Origin of the sequence: Fictibacillus barbaricus, assembly GCF_031457135.1 — a bacterium.
Lineage (GTDB): Bacteria > Bacillota > Bacilli > Bacillales > Fictibacillaceae > Fictibacillus > Fictibacillus barbaricus_A.
The window spans coordinates 237,297-250,785 of sequence record NZ_JAVDWA010000004.1; the positions used below are offsets into that span (position 1 = coordinate 237,297).

General features: G+C 38.8%; 13 protein-coding genes. 4 read left to right on the forward strand and 9 right to left on the reverse strand.

Going from position 1 to position 13,489, the window contains the following annotated elements:
* Positions 1-109 precede the first annotated feature (109 nt).
* The 5 genes from accA to dnaE form a co-directional block, all read right to left on the reverse strand.
* The gene (accA, locus tag J2X07_RS13530; RefSeq protein ID WP_310259572.1) at positions 110-1,084 is read right to left on the reverse strand and encodes an acetyl-CoA carboxylase carboxyl transferase subunit alpha; all 975 of its coding nucleotides are present in this window, start codon (positions 1,082-1,084) and stop codon (positions 110-112) included.
* Positions 1,085-1,086: 2 nt separating this feature from the next.
* A complete protein-coding gene (gene accD / locus J2X07_RS13535; protein ID WP_310259575.1) occupies positions 1,087-1,941 on the reverse strand; it encodes an acetyl-CoA carboxylase, carboxyltransferase subunit beta in 855 nt (284 codons plus the stop codon).
* A 20-nt stretch (positions 1,942-1,961) separates the two neighbouring features.
* Positions 1,962-2,609: a FadR/GntR family transcriptional regulator gene (locus J2X07_RS13540; RefSeq protein WP_310259578.1), complete on the reverse strand. Its 648-nt coding sequence runs from the start codon at positions 2,607-2,609 to the stop codon at positions 1,962-1,964.
* A 20-nt stretch (positions 2,610-2,629) separates the two neighbouring features.
* Positions 2,630-3,871, reverse strand: a complete 1,242-nt coding sequence (locus J2X07_RS13545) for an NAD(P)-dependent malic enzyme (protein WP_310259581.1) — start codon at positions 3,869-3,871, stop codon at positions 2,630-2,632.
* A 116-nt stretch (positions 3,872-3,987) separates the two neighbouring features.
* Positions 3,988-7,371, reverse strand: coding sequence for a DNA polymerase III subunit alpha (dnaE, locus tag J2X07_RS13550; protein ID WP_310259584.1), 3,384 nt, complete (start codon positions 7,369-7,371; stop codon positions 3,988-3,990).
* Positions 7,372-8,031: 660 nt separating this feature from the next.
* Here dnaE and J2X07_RS13555 point away from each other — a divergent pair.
* From J2X07_RS13555 to J2X07_RS13565, 3 genes are all read left to right on the forward strand, one after another.
* Entirely contained in the window at positions 8,032-8,364 is a 333-nt protein-coding gene (locus J2X07_RS13555) for a YtrH family sporulation protein (RefSeq protein WP_310259587.1), read from the forward strand.
* The gene (gene ytrI, locus J2X07_RS13560; protein WP_310259589.1) at positions 8,364-8,867 is read left to right on the forward strand and encodes a sporulation membrane protein YtrI; all 504 of its coding nucleotides are present in this window, start codon (positions 8,364-8,366) and stop codon (positions 8,865-8,867) included. Before J2X07_RS13555 ends, ytrI begins: the two co-directional genes overlap by 1 nt.
* A gap of 119 nt (positions 8,868-8,986) precedes the next feature.
* Positions 8,987-9,172 carry a hypothetical protein gene (locus tag J2X07_RS13565; RefSeq protein WP_310259592.1) on the forward strand — a complete coding sequence of 62 codons (186 nt, stop codon included), beginning with the start codon at positions 8,987-8,989 and terminating at the stop codon, positions 9,170-9,172.
* 34 nt (positions 9,173-9,206) lie between these two features.
* Here J2X07_RS13565 and J2X07_RS13570 read toward each other — a convergent pair whose 3' ends face one another.
* Complete coding sequence (locus J2X07_RS13570) at positions 9,207-10,154, reverse strand: DHH family phosphoesterase (RefSeq protein ID WP_310259595.1); 948 nt, start codon at positions 10,152-10,154, stop codon at positions 9,207-9,209.
* 70 nt (positions 10,155-10,224) lie between these two features.
* Between J2X07_RS13570 and J2X07_RS13575 the strand changes: the two genes are divergently transcribed.
* Positions 10,225-10,554: a YtpI family protein gene (locus tag J2X07_RS13575; RefSeq protein ID WP_310259598.1), complete on the forward strand. Its 330-nt coding sequence runs from the start codon at positions 10,225-10,227 to the stop codon at positions 10,552-10,554.
* A 453-nt stretch (positions 10,555-11,007) separates the two neighbouring features.
* Here J2X07_RS13575 and J2X07_RS13580 read toward each other — a convergent pair whose 3' ends face one another.
* The 3 genes from J2X07_RS13580 to J2X07_RS13590 all read right to left on the reverse strand — a co-directional run bounded on the left by J2X07_RS13580 (position 11,008) and on the right by J2X07_RS13590 (position 13,385).
* Positions 11,008-12,324: a DRTGG domain-containing protein gene (locus tag J2X07_RS13580; RefSeq protein ID WP_310259839.1), complete on the reverse strand. Its 1,317-nt coding sequence runs from the start codon at positions 12,322-12,324 to the stop codon at positions 11,008-11,010.
* Positions 12,325-12,406: 82 nt separating this feature from the next.
* Complete coding sequence (locus J2X07_RS13585; RefSeq protein ID WP_310259601.1) at positions 12,407-12,649, reverse strand: hypothetical protein; 243 nt, start codon at positions 12,647-12,649, stop codon at positions 12,407-12,409.
* 55 nt (positions 12,650-12,704) lie between these two features.
* Positions 12,705-13,385, reverse strand: a complete 681-nt coding sequence (locus tag J2X07_RS13590; RefSeq protein ID WP_310259604.1) for a metal-dependent hydrolase — start codon at positions 13,383-13,385, stop codon at positions 12,705-12,707.
* Positions 13,386-13,489 lie beyond the last annotated feature (104 nt).

The following is a 13,489-nucleotide window of genomic DNA, read 5'->3' on the forward strand; positions in this document are numbered from 1 at the left end:
CACCTCTCTAGTTCTCTCGTCTTACTAAAATATCATGTTCAAATGTTGAACACAATAGACAACTAAAACCAAAAAAATGCGCCCTTCCCTAGATGGAAAGGCACATTCCCTATTTAACAACAATGGAATCGCTTACAGACCCAAATTGTCCGATTTTTTTATATTTTTCATAACGCTGTTCGATTAACGCTTCAGAAGACATGGATAGAAGTGTGTTTAAAGATAGTTCCAGAACTTCATCAATTTTTTCCGATTGAAGTTTTGCATCTTTATGCGCTCCGCCTTTTACTTCTTCAATAATTTCATCGATGACACCTAATTCTTTTAAATCAGGAGCCGTAATTTTCATGGATTCAGCTGCTCTTCTTGCCTGAGAAGCATCCTTCCAAAGAATAGCAGCAGCACCTTCAGGTGAGATAACAGAATACGTGGAATTCTCGAGCATGTGAACATAGTTGCCCACACCTAAAGCAAGAGCTCCACCGCTTCCGCCTTCTCCTATGACAATACAAATAACAGGTACTGTTAACCCTGCCATTTCAACAAGGTTCCGTGCGATTGCTTCGCTCTGGCCTCTTTCTTCTGCCGCTTTTCCCGGGTAAGCCCCTTTTGTATCAATAAAACAGATAATCGGCCGGTTGAATTTCTCAGCCTGCTTCATGAGACGCAATGCTTTACGGTAACCTTCTGGATGAGGCATTCCAAAATTACGGCGCAAGTTTTCTTTTGTATCTTTACCTCTTTGATGACCAATTACAGTAACGGGAAGCTCTTTATAAAATGCAACGCCGCCAACAATGGCTTCATCATCTCCAAAAAGACGGTCACCATGAAGCTCAATGAAGTCCGTAAATAAATACTTAATATAATCAAGGGTAGTTGGACGTTCAGCATGTCTGGCAATTTGAACTCGGTCCCATGGTTTCATCTCTGAATACGTACTTTGCTCCAGATTCGTGAGCTTTTCTTCGAGTCTTTTAATCTCATCCGTTAAATCGATTCCTTTTTCGTCCATAAAAGCTCTTAATTCAGCTATTTTCTTTTGAAGTTCGTGGATCGGTCTTTCAAATTCTAGCTCTGCCATACTTAACGCCTCCCTTCATTATGGATTTTTAATAATGTCCCTAACGTTTTTTTCATTTCGCTTCGATGGATTACATCATCTAATTGACCATGTTTTAATAAAAACTCTGACGTTTGAAAATCATCCGGAAGTTCTTGGCGGATCGTTTGCTCGATGATCCTTCTCCCCGCAAACCCAATTAATGCACGAGGTTCTGCAAAATTATAATCACCTACAGAAGCAAAACTTGCTGACACTCCCCCAGTGGTTGGGTGGGTCATAACAGAAATAAATAGTAATCCTCTATTACTTAATTTATTTAAAGCAACACTCGTTTTTGCCATTTGCATGAGACTAAGCACACCTTCTTGCATACGCGCTCCGCCTGAAGCAGTAAATATAACAAACGGGTATTCCTTTTCAATGGCATTCTCGATGGCACGGGTAATTTTTTCTCCAACGACTGAACCCATACTGCCCATTCTAAAACGAGAATCCATTATAGCTATTGCTGTATTTATGCCATTGATTTGACCTTCACCAGTAACAACCGCTTCGTTAATTTTTGTTTTTTTACGGTCACTTTCAAGTTTTTCAACATAATCCGGAAAATCTAGCGGATTACTTGAAATCATATCAGAATCATATTCAACGAAAGTTCCTTCATCAATTAAACTTGCGATTCTTTCCTGCGAAGACATCGGATAATGATATTGGCATCCTGGACATACCATCAGGTTTTTTCTTAATTCTTTTGAAACCATGATGTGTTTACATTCAGGGCACTTACTCATAATCCCTTCAGGTACATCTTGCTTTGCTCGATCGGTTGGTATTGTGGCATATTTTTTCTTTTTTACGAACAAACCTTTAATCATAAATGAATAACACCACCTAGTTATATACGATGAACTGCATCGTTTTGTTTTGATAACAAATCCGTTAACTCCTTAGCCTTTTTTTGCTGAAAAAGTTCCATGACTTCCACACACATCTCTGGAGGCCAATGTGAATTTGTTCTAAGTAAGGATGAACCGTAACCTGTAAGCTCGACATATAAACGATAAAGAAGATGGTTATTGCAAGATTGAATGATTACTTTTTCAAATTGTTTACAGGCTAGATTGATTTTATCCACAGAAGCATCTTTCATTCTATCGATCAATTCTTCCAGCTTGTTTTTTTCTGCTGATGTACATCTCATGATGGCCAATTCTACACAATCTTTAATAACAATGTGACGTGTTTCCTGTAAATCGGTACGTGCTTTTTCATCATTTAATATGAAAGAAGCTAACACTTCTACAAGACGATGTCCTGTCGCTTCACGAATGAATGTGCCCTCTCCCCGCCGAGTTTCAATTAAACCTAGCAGTTCAAGGGCCCTTAATGCTTCACGTACTGAGGATCTGCCCACCGACAGACGGTCAGTAAGCTCACGTTCAGAAGGAAGTTTGTCACCCGCTTGCAGTTCATCTTCTACAATAATTGATCTTAATTTTTTTAAAATCTCAATATATACTTTTTCGGTAGGTTGGACAGACATTCCTCTCTCCTTTACCGGTTTCATTCATCTTTACCGATGATAGCCAGCCTTCTTGTTTTTTCTGCAATATCATCTGGGTTTACTTTAATTCTTGCCACTCCTGTTTCCATAGCTGCTGTAGCAACTGCTGCTGCAACATTCGGTGCTACTCTCGGATCGAATGGAGCCGGAATAACATATTCTGCATTCAATTCAGTCGGGTTAACAAGATTTGCGATAGCATGTACAGCTGCAATTTTCATTTCTTCGTTAATATGTGTTGCTCTAACGTCTAACGCCCCTCGGAAAATACCTGGGAAAGCCAATACGTTGTTTACTTGATTAGGAAAGTCTGAACGGCCAGTACCAATAACCATAGCACCTGCTTCACGTGCGATATGAGGCATAATCTCTGGATTTGGATTTGCCATTGCAAAGATAATTGGATCTGGGTTCATGGATTCGATCATTGCCTTTGTGAGTGCTCCTTCAACAGAGACACCAATAAATACATCGGTACCGTTAATCACATCAGAAAGAGTACCCTCTAATTTTGTGCGGTTTGTAAATCTTGCAACTTCTGTTTTCACACTGTTCATACCAAAAGGACGTCCTTCATAAATTGCACCTTTTGTGTCACACATAATAATGTCTTTAACACCAAAGCGATCCAGCAATTTAATAATGGCAATTCCGGCAGCTCCAGCACCGTTTACGACGACTCTGATTTTGGACATTTCTCTGCCAGTCAGTTTTAAAGCATTTACTAATCCCGCAAGTGTAACAATAGCTGTTCCATGCTGATCATCATGGAAAATCGGAATGTTCGTTTCTTTTTTTAGACGTTCTTCGATAACGAAGCAATTAGGTGCTGCAATATCCTCTAGGTTTACTCCGCCAAATGTGGGCTCAAGCAGTTTTACCGTTTCAACAATTTTATCCACATCTGTCGTATTTAAACAAATAGGGAATGCATCTACACCAGCAAAACTTTTGAACAGAACTGCTTTTCCTTCCATTACGGGCAATGCAGCTTCTGGTCCAATATTTCCAAGTCCTAAAACAGCTGTACCATCAGATACTACAGCTACCGTGTTCCCCTTCATCGTATAATCATAGACTTTAGATTTGTCATCATAAATATCTTTACAAGGTTCGGCAACACCAGGTGAATAAGCGAGGCTTAAATCCTTGGCATTACGCACAGGTACCTTTGATTTCGATTCCAGTTTTCCTTGATGTATTCTGTGCATGTGCAAAGCTTCTTCGCGTAACATAGACATTTCGTCATCTCCTAAAGTTTGTAAGATTTTTGGGTCGGAGAGTTCAATCCCAAGGTGGTCAGACCACTATAATTGACTCATCCATTATATCAAATGTAATCAAGCTGTAAAGATTTTTAATTTCTTCTATACACGACATTTCCCTCACCAGCAACAGATAGTAATTCTAATATGAGTTCTTCTGTAGCATGAATGCGTTGTGAGACTTGTACTTTTTCTCTTGTTTCTTCATAGATTAATACAACCGGCACATTTCCTTTGGACTGATCAAGTATCTTTTTTATTGCATTTAAATATTCGGAGGAATTGTGTTCTTTATCAATTTTAATAAAAACAGCTGGCTTGTTTTTTGGTTTGAGTTCCCGTAATGGTTTACATTTGTTAATTAATACTTGTAAAACATTATTTCGTTCTTCCACACTGCCTTCCAAAAACAATTGCTCTCCTTTTTGCAGAAGTCCGTGATATTCCTCATAGTTCATTGGAAAAATAACTGCCTCCACTTCGCCGCTTTCGTCACTTATGGAAAGAAAGGCCATCAGTTCTCCTTTTTTCGTTTTAATCACACGTACTTTGTCTACAAGAACACCGAGCCGAATGGAAGATTTCTTTTCATTTATATCGCCAATACTCGTTGCTGTCCAGTTCTTCAGGACAGACCTGAACCTTTCCAGAGGGTGGGAAGAAAAGAAAAAGCCTAATGCTTCCTTTTCGAATTTAAGCTTTTCACTATCTTGAAAAGGCTGAACCGTAATATAAGACGGTTTTGGAAGATTAATATCATCATCGAAAAGATACATTTGGTTTTTTCTCGATATTTCCTGTACTTCTTCACCGTATTCAACGGCTGTTTCAAGAGAAGCTAATAAAACGGCTCTGTCTTGACCAAAATCATCCATGGCTCCAGCAAAAATCAACGACTCTATCGTTCGTTTATTAATGATTTTTTGAGGGCAGCGGGCACATATTTCAAAAAGATCCTGAAAAGACTCCTTTTTATTTTCTTCGCTTATATAACGAATCGCATTTATACCGACGTTTTTAATCGCTAAAAGTCCGAATCGTATACCATCACCTTCAGGCACAAATAATGATTGACTCTTTTTTATAGATGGCGGAAAAATAGGAATCTCTTTTTGCCTGGATTCTTTAATATACTGACTTACTTTATCATGATTGCCAATAACACTTGAAAGTAATGCTGCCATAAAGTGTGTTGGGAAATTTGCCTTTAAATAAGCTAGCTGATAAGCAATTACACTATAGGCGACAGCGTGACTTCTCGGGAAACCATAATCTGCAAATCGGACAATGAGATCATATAAGGCATCTGCAGACTTTTCATCATACCCTTGTTTCAAACAGCCCGCAACAAAATGTTCACGCTCTTTTAATAAGATCTCTCTCTTCTTCTTACCGACAGCACGCCTTAACAGATCTGCCTCTCCAAGTGTAAAACCTGCTGCCTTTGTTGCTATCTGCATGATCTGTTCTTGATAAACGATAACCCCATATGTGCTTTTCAATATTTGTTCGAGATCAGGGTGAAGATATGTAACAGTCTTTTCACCATGCTTACCAGCGATATAATCTGGGATGTTCTGCATGGGACCGGGTCTGTAAAGCGCATTGACAGCAACGATATCTTCAAATTCTGTCGGTTTTAACTGCTGCAGGACTTTTCTCATCCCATCAGACTCCAGCTGGAATACGCCAGTCGTATCTCCCTCAGATAATAGCTGAAATGTTTTCTGATCTGTAAAAGGAATATCACTCAAATTAAGTGAGATACCTTCTCTTTCTTCTATAGAAAGGAGTATATTTTCAATCAAAGACAAATTACGAAGACCCAAGAAGTCCATTTTTAACAAACCTGCTGATTCCAGCCACTCCATGCTGTATTGTGTCAAAGGAATCTCATCATGCCCCGTTTGCAGCGGAACAGTTTGAACAAGCGGGTTTCGGGAAAGAACAACGCCTGCAGCATGTGTAGATGCATGCCTTGGAAGTCCTTCTAATTCACTGGCAATATCAATTAGCTTCCTTACACTTTCATCCGTTGAATAAGCTTGCTGCAGTCCATGTGATTCTTGCAGAGCTTTTTCTAAACTAATACCAGGGCGGGAAGGAATATTTTTAGCTGTCAAATCGATTAGGGAAGGCGGGTAATCCATAACTCGTCCAGCATCCCGAATGGCTGCTTTTGCAGCAAGCGTACCAAAGGTTATGATCTGAGCCACATAGTCAGTTCCATATTTCGATGCTACATATCTTAATACTTCATCTCGCCGATTATCAGGAAAATCAATATCGATATCCGGCATTGTGATTCTTTCAGGATTTAAAAAACGTTCAAAGATAAGATTATGATGAATCGGATCGACATTCGTTATATTCAGCACATAGGCGACTAAAGAACCTGCTGCTGATCCTCGTCCTGGTCCGGTTATCATATTTTGATCATGAGCAAACTTCATAAAATCCCAGACGATTAAAAAATAATCTTCAAACTTCATACTTTGAATAATGCCCAATTCGTATTCAAGCCTGTTTTCAATCAGTGGAGTTATTGTTCCATATCTGTTTTCTGTGCCCTTTTTGCACAGATACTTTAAATATTCAAAGCTATCTTTATTGCCTGGAACAGGATATTTAGGAAGAGCTATCTCACCAAGGTTTAGCTCTAAGTTACAGCGTTCTGCAAATTTGAGCGTCTCTGCCAGCAGCTCTTCATTATGAGAAAAAAGTGCTTGCATTTCTTTTTCAGACTTAAAATAATATTCTCCTGTTGCTAATTTATATCGATCCTGATTGTTCAATTTTTCCCCATGCTTAATACATAAAAGGATATCGTGTGCATGTGCATCTTCCTTATTCAGGTAATACGTTTCATGCGCACAAAGAATGGGAATATGCTGTTCTCTCGCTAAAGACTGCACCTGAAGATTTAAGGTTTTCTCGAATCCTGTACCGTGGTCCTCAATGCCTAAATAAAACCGATCGGGAAAAGTCTGCTTGTAATAAGAAAGCACCTCTTCTAAATGGATTCCTCCTGTTTTTTCAGCAGCAAGCAGCTGCTGTATTTCTCCTTCACGTCCAGATGAAAGAGCGATTAATCCTCTTGAATGCTCAGAGAGAACGGTATGAGAGATGGGTTTATATACGCCATCCTGTTTTGTCTGTATCATCGTAGAAAGCTTAAGCAGATTTTGATAGCCTTCTTTTTCCATGGCATATAAAAGAATGTTCTTAGAGGCTGCTCCTGTCTGATCTTTCTGCAGTGGCTCGTCACCGATTTCAGCCTCTAATCCTATGATTGGTTTTATTCCTGCCTTCAAACAAGCGGTGTAAAACTTTAAAGCTCCGTACATACTCCCCTTATCTGTTAAGGCTAGTGCCGAACAACCCGATTCTTCCGCTTTTTTAACGAGTTCATCTATGCGGCAAGAGCTTTCGAGGAGAGAATATTCACTATGTATATGTAAAGGAACAAATCCCATACCTTCACTTCCTTTTCCCACCTATTTGCAACTTCATTATAGTACATCCGTCAATTTGTTTAAAAGAAAGGCTGTTTTCGTAAATCTTGTTGCTTTTGAAAGCTGTTAGCAGTTGATTTCCGTTTCAGGATGCTCGCTTTCCGCGGGGTGTGCGGAGAGCTCACTTATCGCCTTGCAATATTAAGTGGTCTCTCCTGTCTAGCTGCAGCGGTTAGCCCCTCGAGGTCAAAAGTTTAATGGTCATGAAGGCAAAAAGCGCCTTCTTAGCCCATTCACCTTTTGCTTGTCGGGGCTGATCAAACCGCATCCGCTTTTCGGACTGACACACTGATATCCCGCAGGAGTCTCACACATTGCACTCCTATCAACCTGCCATAGGAGTCAAATTATATAAATGCCCTGAAGCAACAATCTTTTAGAAAAGAGCATTTTGAAAGCAGTTGATCTCCCTTTCAGGTTGCTCGCTTTCCATCGAATTATTTTTATAATAACGATAAACAAAAACAACGAACACTTAAAATAAGAATCTAATGAATATTAAGCTTTTATCTATTGTAACAATTTCTTATGTCAACTTGTTCATAAAATCGGTTATTTTATCGATAAAACAAGCATACTTTGAAGTTTTGTCCATACATTGAGTACGAGAGGAGGATTCGCATGGTACGCGATTTCTTTGGAAACATTATTTTAGATTTTGCAATAGCGTTTGGAGTTATTTTAGGCGGTGCATTGATCGGCGGTCTTGCTGCTTTTCTAATTGGAAAAGCCCCTATTCTCGAAATGATGGATCTTGCCAAAAAACTTAAGATCTGGGCAATCGTTGCGGCAATCGGAGGTACGTTCGACACGATCAATAATTTTGAAAGAAGTTTTGTAAATGGTGCAACCATCGAGATTTTTAAACAATTAACTTACATCTTTGTAGCGATATCAGGCGCAAATACTGCTATGCTAATCATTCACTGGCTTACACAGGAGAACTTAAACTAATGAGAATCCCTCCGCTGTATTTGAGAAAAGGTTACCAGCGCTTTTTCGCAGGTATTGCGATCGGCTGTATCATCGGCTGGGCTTTTTTCTTATTCCAATTTGGTTTGGCACATGAGCGCCTGATCAATAAAATAAATCAACAAAGAATGAAAATAGAAGATCTCGAGAAAAAAAATGAAATTCTTACTTCAGACGACGAGAGAGCAAACGAAGAATTAGCAAAAAAATTCAAGCTGCATGAAGTTAATGCCCGTATTTCTAACAATTCTCAAAAACTATCGAATCTGACAAAGATTCAACTTGTTAAATTGATTGAAGATGACCTCGAACACCTAATAGGTGAAGATACTGAAACGATCGCAAAGAGCCACACATTACTCGTACAGGCTATCGAAAATAAAGATTATATGGTTGATGAACAGAAGTTTAAAGTCAAAATCGATCATCTCTATCTATATACAGGAATACTCAGAATGTATGTTTCTGTTCATCCTATAAAATAAATTTCTAAAAATTCCGAACGAAATATTACGTTTTCATGAATCTTTAAGCAGTTCAATAGCATTTGCCCGGTAATTTGTATAAAATACTACTATAAAGAGTGAATACTGGGGGAATCTGCATGATTATTAATCGAAAAGAACTTGCCCGTGAAAAGGTAAAAGAAATTCAAAATGGTTTCTCTGCGTTCGCAGAAACGAAAGAAGTGGCAGAATTAATTAAAAAAGAACTTTTAAAGCTTGACTTAAAAGTTCATGAAGATGTTACAGATGTCGGTTCCTGGTTCATCCCAGAAAAAAGCAATTGACCAAAGTAAAAAGGCCCCCCCGATGAGGCCTTTTTTATTTTGAACTAAATGCTGTACACGCTTCTCTCAGTGCATTTAATACAGCAAGTGTTTCTTCCTTCGTGTAAACAGTGGCACCAGAAGCTCTTGGATGTCCGCCTCCATTAAACTGTGCAGCAATTTGATTTACAATGGGTCCTTTTGAACGCAGCCGAACTCGAATTTGGTCAGGCTCATCCACAAAGAACACCCATGCTAACAATCCTTCTACCTGTGAAAATGAATTCACGAGTAATGAAGCTTCACTCGCATTGACATGAAATTCATCCAGCGTCTCTTTACTGAGGTGAATGTACCCTACACGACCGTCAAAAATGGTAAAATGCTGAAGTACATAACCATTTAGCCTTACTAGTTTTTCAGGTGATTTATATAAGTTTTCATGTATTTCTGAAGGGCTAAAACCCGTTTCTAAAAGAAGTGCTGCATATCGATGTGTCTTCTCACTTGTAGACGGATATAGAAAACGTCCAGTATCTCCTACAATACCCGCATACAAAAGTCTTGCTGCCTGATCATTTAATCGTAACCCCTTCTCTTTTCCAAAAAGGTAAAATTCCATAATCATCTCACTGACAGAGCTTGCAGAAGTATCTACCCAAATCAAGTCCCCGTATGGATCTTCATTAGGGTGATGATCAATTTTAATCGTCATATCTCCTAATGAATAGCGGGATTCACTGATTCTGGGTGCGTTAGCTGTATCACAAATAATTACTAAAGCCCCTTCATATAAATGGTCTTCAATACTATCCATCTTGTTCAAAAAAGTAAGACTCGGGTCTTCTTCACCTACAACATAGATTTCCTTATTCGGAAAACTAGCTTTTAAGATATTCGCTAATCCTCCCTGTGAACCTAGAGCATCTGGATCAGGTCTAACATGACGATGAATAATAATGCGGTCATATTGTTGAATTTCATCTAATATTTGATCTTTCATATCAGGCTCCTTTTTGACCTCGTTGTGGCAATTCTGTTGTTAAACGTTTACAATGTAATGGAGTAAATTCATGGGGGAATCGTTAATGCCGATTTTTATTATTCTTATTATACTTTCTTTTGCTCTTTATGTGTTTTATAAGGTTCGGGAAGTTCGTACAAAGGAACTTTTTTATAAACGCTGGACAGGTTCAAAAGCAAAGATGGCTCTAGGAACTTTTATCGCTTCATTCGGATTAAATGAATTAACATCTGTAGAAGGCCGGTTACAACTCTGGATCGCTATTGTTTTCTTAGTTTACGGAGTGGTTCTATTATTTTTTGGATGGAAGATGTACAAGCATTACTTAACGCTTGCAAAAAAAGAGTCTCAAAGTACAAATCAAAATATGAATGGATAAAAAGTCCCTCAAAAAGGGACTTTTTTGTTGTTTTTTTAAGGGCTGTTATGTTCTTGGAAGTGGTTGTTTTCCGTTTCAGGATGCTCGCTTTCCGCGGGGCGTGGCGTGCGGTGAGCCCTCTCTTCGCCTTGTGAAATGAGTGGTCTCACCTGTCCCACTGATCCCGCAGGAGTCTCACACCTTACACTCCAATCAACTTGCTAATGATGAGAAAGAATAATACGGTCCAAAAGCATCTATCTTTAAAAAGAGAGCAAATCTAAAACATAGTCCTTTTGGGTTCATCCTGTTCGTCCTCTTTTACTGACAAGTCATACGGTTCAGCAAACCATACCTGAGTATTCTTCTCGCAAGGTCATGGTACGAGTATGCATGTTTTACATTGGTTTCCTTGCAAACGCAAACCATATCCAGTAGAAGGCAGGCATCTTTCTGGCAAAACAGCCTTTTATTTTATGACCGGTGATCAATCAGCTGGGCCATCATCATTGCCTTTCCAACAATTTTCCCTTCATGAAAAATCTCGACTTCAATCTTCCCAAACTTCCTGCTCACTTCTAATACTCGTGGAATAAACTCAATCTCACTCTCGATCTGAACAGGCTTAATATAATAAAAGGTTACATTTTCAACAACAAGGTCCCCTTTTTTAATTCTGCGCAGAGTCTTACGGGCAACTTCTGTTACGAGCGTCATTAATACACCATAGGAAACCGTACCAAGATGATTGGTCATCTGTGGAGTGATCAGGCAAGAAAAGGACATTTGGTTATCGTATTTATGTTCTTTAAGCTCAGTGGAAATCAAATCATCTATCGTTGCTCCAACTTGCGGCTGTTTTTGCATCATCTGCATCGCTTTCAATACATCTTGCCTCGTTAAAATTCCGATCAATTTATGGGAAGCCCCTGTAACAGGCAGAAGTTCAATACCTTCCCAGATCATCATATGTGCACAAGCGGCGACTGACGTTTTTTCCGTTACAGTTAGAGGTGAACGGGTCATTACTTTTTCGACTTGGGTAGTTTCCGGAATCCCAATGATGTCTTTAGAAGTAACGATACCTGTGACTCGATTCGTTTGATCTACCACTGGATAGCGGCTATGATTTGTTTCTTGATTTAATTCGTGCCATCTTTTTACTTCATCCGTCTGAAATAAATAGTGTGTATCCTCTATTGGTATCAAAATATCAGACGCAAGAACAATCTCTTTTTTTATTAAACGATCATGTATGGCTTTATTGATCATGGTAGCAACCGTAAATGTATCATAGCTGGTCGAAATGACAGGAAGCTGCAATTCGTCTGCTAGTCTTTTTACCTCTTCTTCTGTATCGAAACCACCTGTGATGAGGATAGCACTTCCCGCTTTTAATCCTAGTTCGTGTGCATTTACCCGGTTACCGACAATTAATAAACTTCCTGCATCCACATAACGCATCATTGCTTCAAGTTTCATGGCACCGATTACAAATTTATGCAATGTTTTGTGAAGTCCTGCTCGTCCGCCGAGCACTTGTCCTTCAACAATATTGACGACTTCGGCAAAAGTGAGTTTTTCAATATTGCTCTTAGCTTGTCTTTCAATTCGAATGGTACCTACCCGTTCGATCGTACTTACAATTCCTTGATTTTCCGCTTCTTTTATCGCTCGATAGGCAGTACCTTCACTTACATTTAAATCCTTTGCGACTTGCCGGACTGAAATCTTAGACCCAACATCAAGCCCCAAAATGTGCTGCAAAATTTGTTCATGCTTTGTTAGCAATACTCTCACCGTTCCTTTTACCTGTATCTATCTGTTTCAGTTAATTGACTAATACAGATTATACAGTCAATGGAACAGAAACTCAACTTTCCATGTGCACTCTTTTTTGTGAATGGTGAATAGTGTGAGATGTTTTCTTTTTTACAGATACCATTCTGACAGGTTCCTTTTTAACAAGAAGGCCCAGCAGCAAAATACAAGCAAACGCTGTCCATGTAATGGAGAATACCGTATGCATGAGCGGACCATGAAAAGACAATACCGGTAATGCCGAATAAAATAACACGACCAGTAAGAGGAACTTCACAATTTTCTCTTGATTCATAAATACAACCTCCCTTACTACCATTGGTATGCATAGAAAGAGAGGTTAGAATCATTTATATGTTTAAGGTTTCACCGCTTTGAAGCAATTTTCCTTTATCCCCTAGTTTCGAAACAAATGATTCTTCTGCATCTTGTTCTATGACAGGAAATGTATTGAAATGTATGGGTACAGTGATTGGAGCATCGATCCATTTGGCTGCAATTAGTGCATCTTCTGGTCCCATTGTAAAGTTATCTCCAATTGGCAAAAACGCAACATCAGGTTTCGCTAACTCTCCAATTAACTTCATATCTGAAAACAGAGCCGTATCTCCTGCATGATAGATTGTTTTGTCATCTGCTGAAAATAAAATTCCTGATGGCATTCCCGTATATACAATTGTTCCATCTTCTTCTTCAAAACTTGAACCATGAAAGGCCTGAGTAAATTTAACTTTACCCCAAGTAAACTGACGGCTTCCTCCAATGTGCATAGGGTGAACCTCTACACCTTTTGTACCTAAATAATTAGCAAGTTCAAATGGCGCCACTATTAAACTGTTGTTCCTTTTGGCAATTTCTACGGTATCACCAACATGATCTCCATGACCATGCGTTAATAAGATAACATCCGCTTTTACGTCATCAGCGCTAATTTTACATTGTCCATTTCCGCTAATAAAAGGGTCAATCCAAATCGAATATTCCCCATTTTGAATTTCCAGTACTGAATGTCCATGATACGTAATTTTCATAAAAAAACTCTCCTTTCGTTCAATAAATCTGTTTCGTTATATATTAGCTATAATTCTTTATATACCCTTTATTTCAAACAAAAAAAAGTCCGAATACGGACTTT

Excerpts from the sequence above, each read along its gene's own strand:
- J2X07_RS13555 (WP_310259587.1), top strand. The coding sequence starts at position 8,032 with ATGGTACGCGATTTCTTTGGAAACATTATTTTAGATTTTGCAATAGCG.
- J2X07_RS13575 (WP_310259598.1), top strand. The coding sequence starts at position 10,225 with ATGGGGGAATCGTTAATGCCGATTTTTATTATTCTTATTATACTTTCT.
- accD (WP_310259575.1), bottom strand. The coding sequence starts at position 1,941 with ATGATTAAAGGTTTGTTCGTAAAAAAGAAAAAATATGCCACAATACCA.
- accA (WP_310259572.1), bottom strand. The coding sequence starts at position 1,084 with ATGGCAGAGCTAGAATTTGAAAGACCGATCCACGAACTTCAAAAGAAA.
- dnaE (WP_310259584.1), bottom strand. The coding sequence starts at position 7,371 with ATGGGATTTGTTCCTTTACATATACATAGTGAATATTCTCTCCTCGAA.
- J2X07_RS13590 (WP_310259604.1), bottom strand. The coding sequence starts at position 13,385 with ATGAAAATTACGTATCATGGACATTCAGTACTGGAAATTCAAAATGGG.
- J2X07_RS13585 (WP_310259601.1), bottom strand. The coding sequence starts at position 12,649 with ATGAATCAAGAGAAAATTGTGAAGTTCCTCTTACTGGTCGTGTTATTT.
- J2X07_RS13565 (WP_310259592.1), top strand. The coding sequence starts at position 8,987 with ATGATTATTAATCGAAAAGAACTTGCCCGTGAAAAGGTAAAAGAAATT.
- ytrI (WP_310259589.1), top strand. The coding sequence starts at position 8,364 with ATGAGAATCCCTCCGCTGTATTTGAGAAAAGGTTACCAGCGCTTTTTC.
- J2X07_RS13540 (WP_310259578.1), bottom strand. The coding sequence starts at position 2,609 with ATGTCTGTCCAACCTACCGAAAAAGTATATATTGAGATTTTAAAAAAA.
- J2X07_RS13570 (WP_310259595.1), bottom strand. The coding sequence starts at position 10,154 with ATGAAAGATCAAATATTAGATGAAATTCAACAATATGACCGCATTATT.
- J2X07_RS13545 (WP_310259581.1), bottom strand. The coding sequence starts at position 3,871 with ATGTCTATGTTACGCGAAGAAGCTTTGCACATGCACAGAATACATCAA.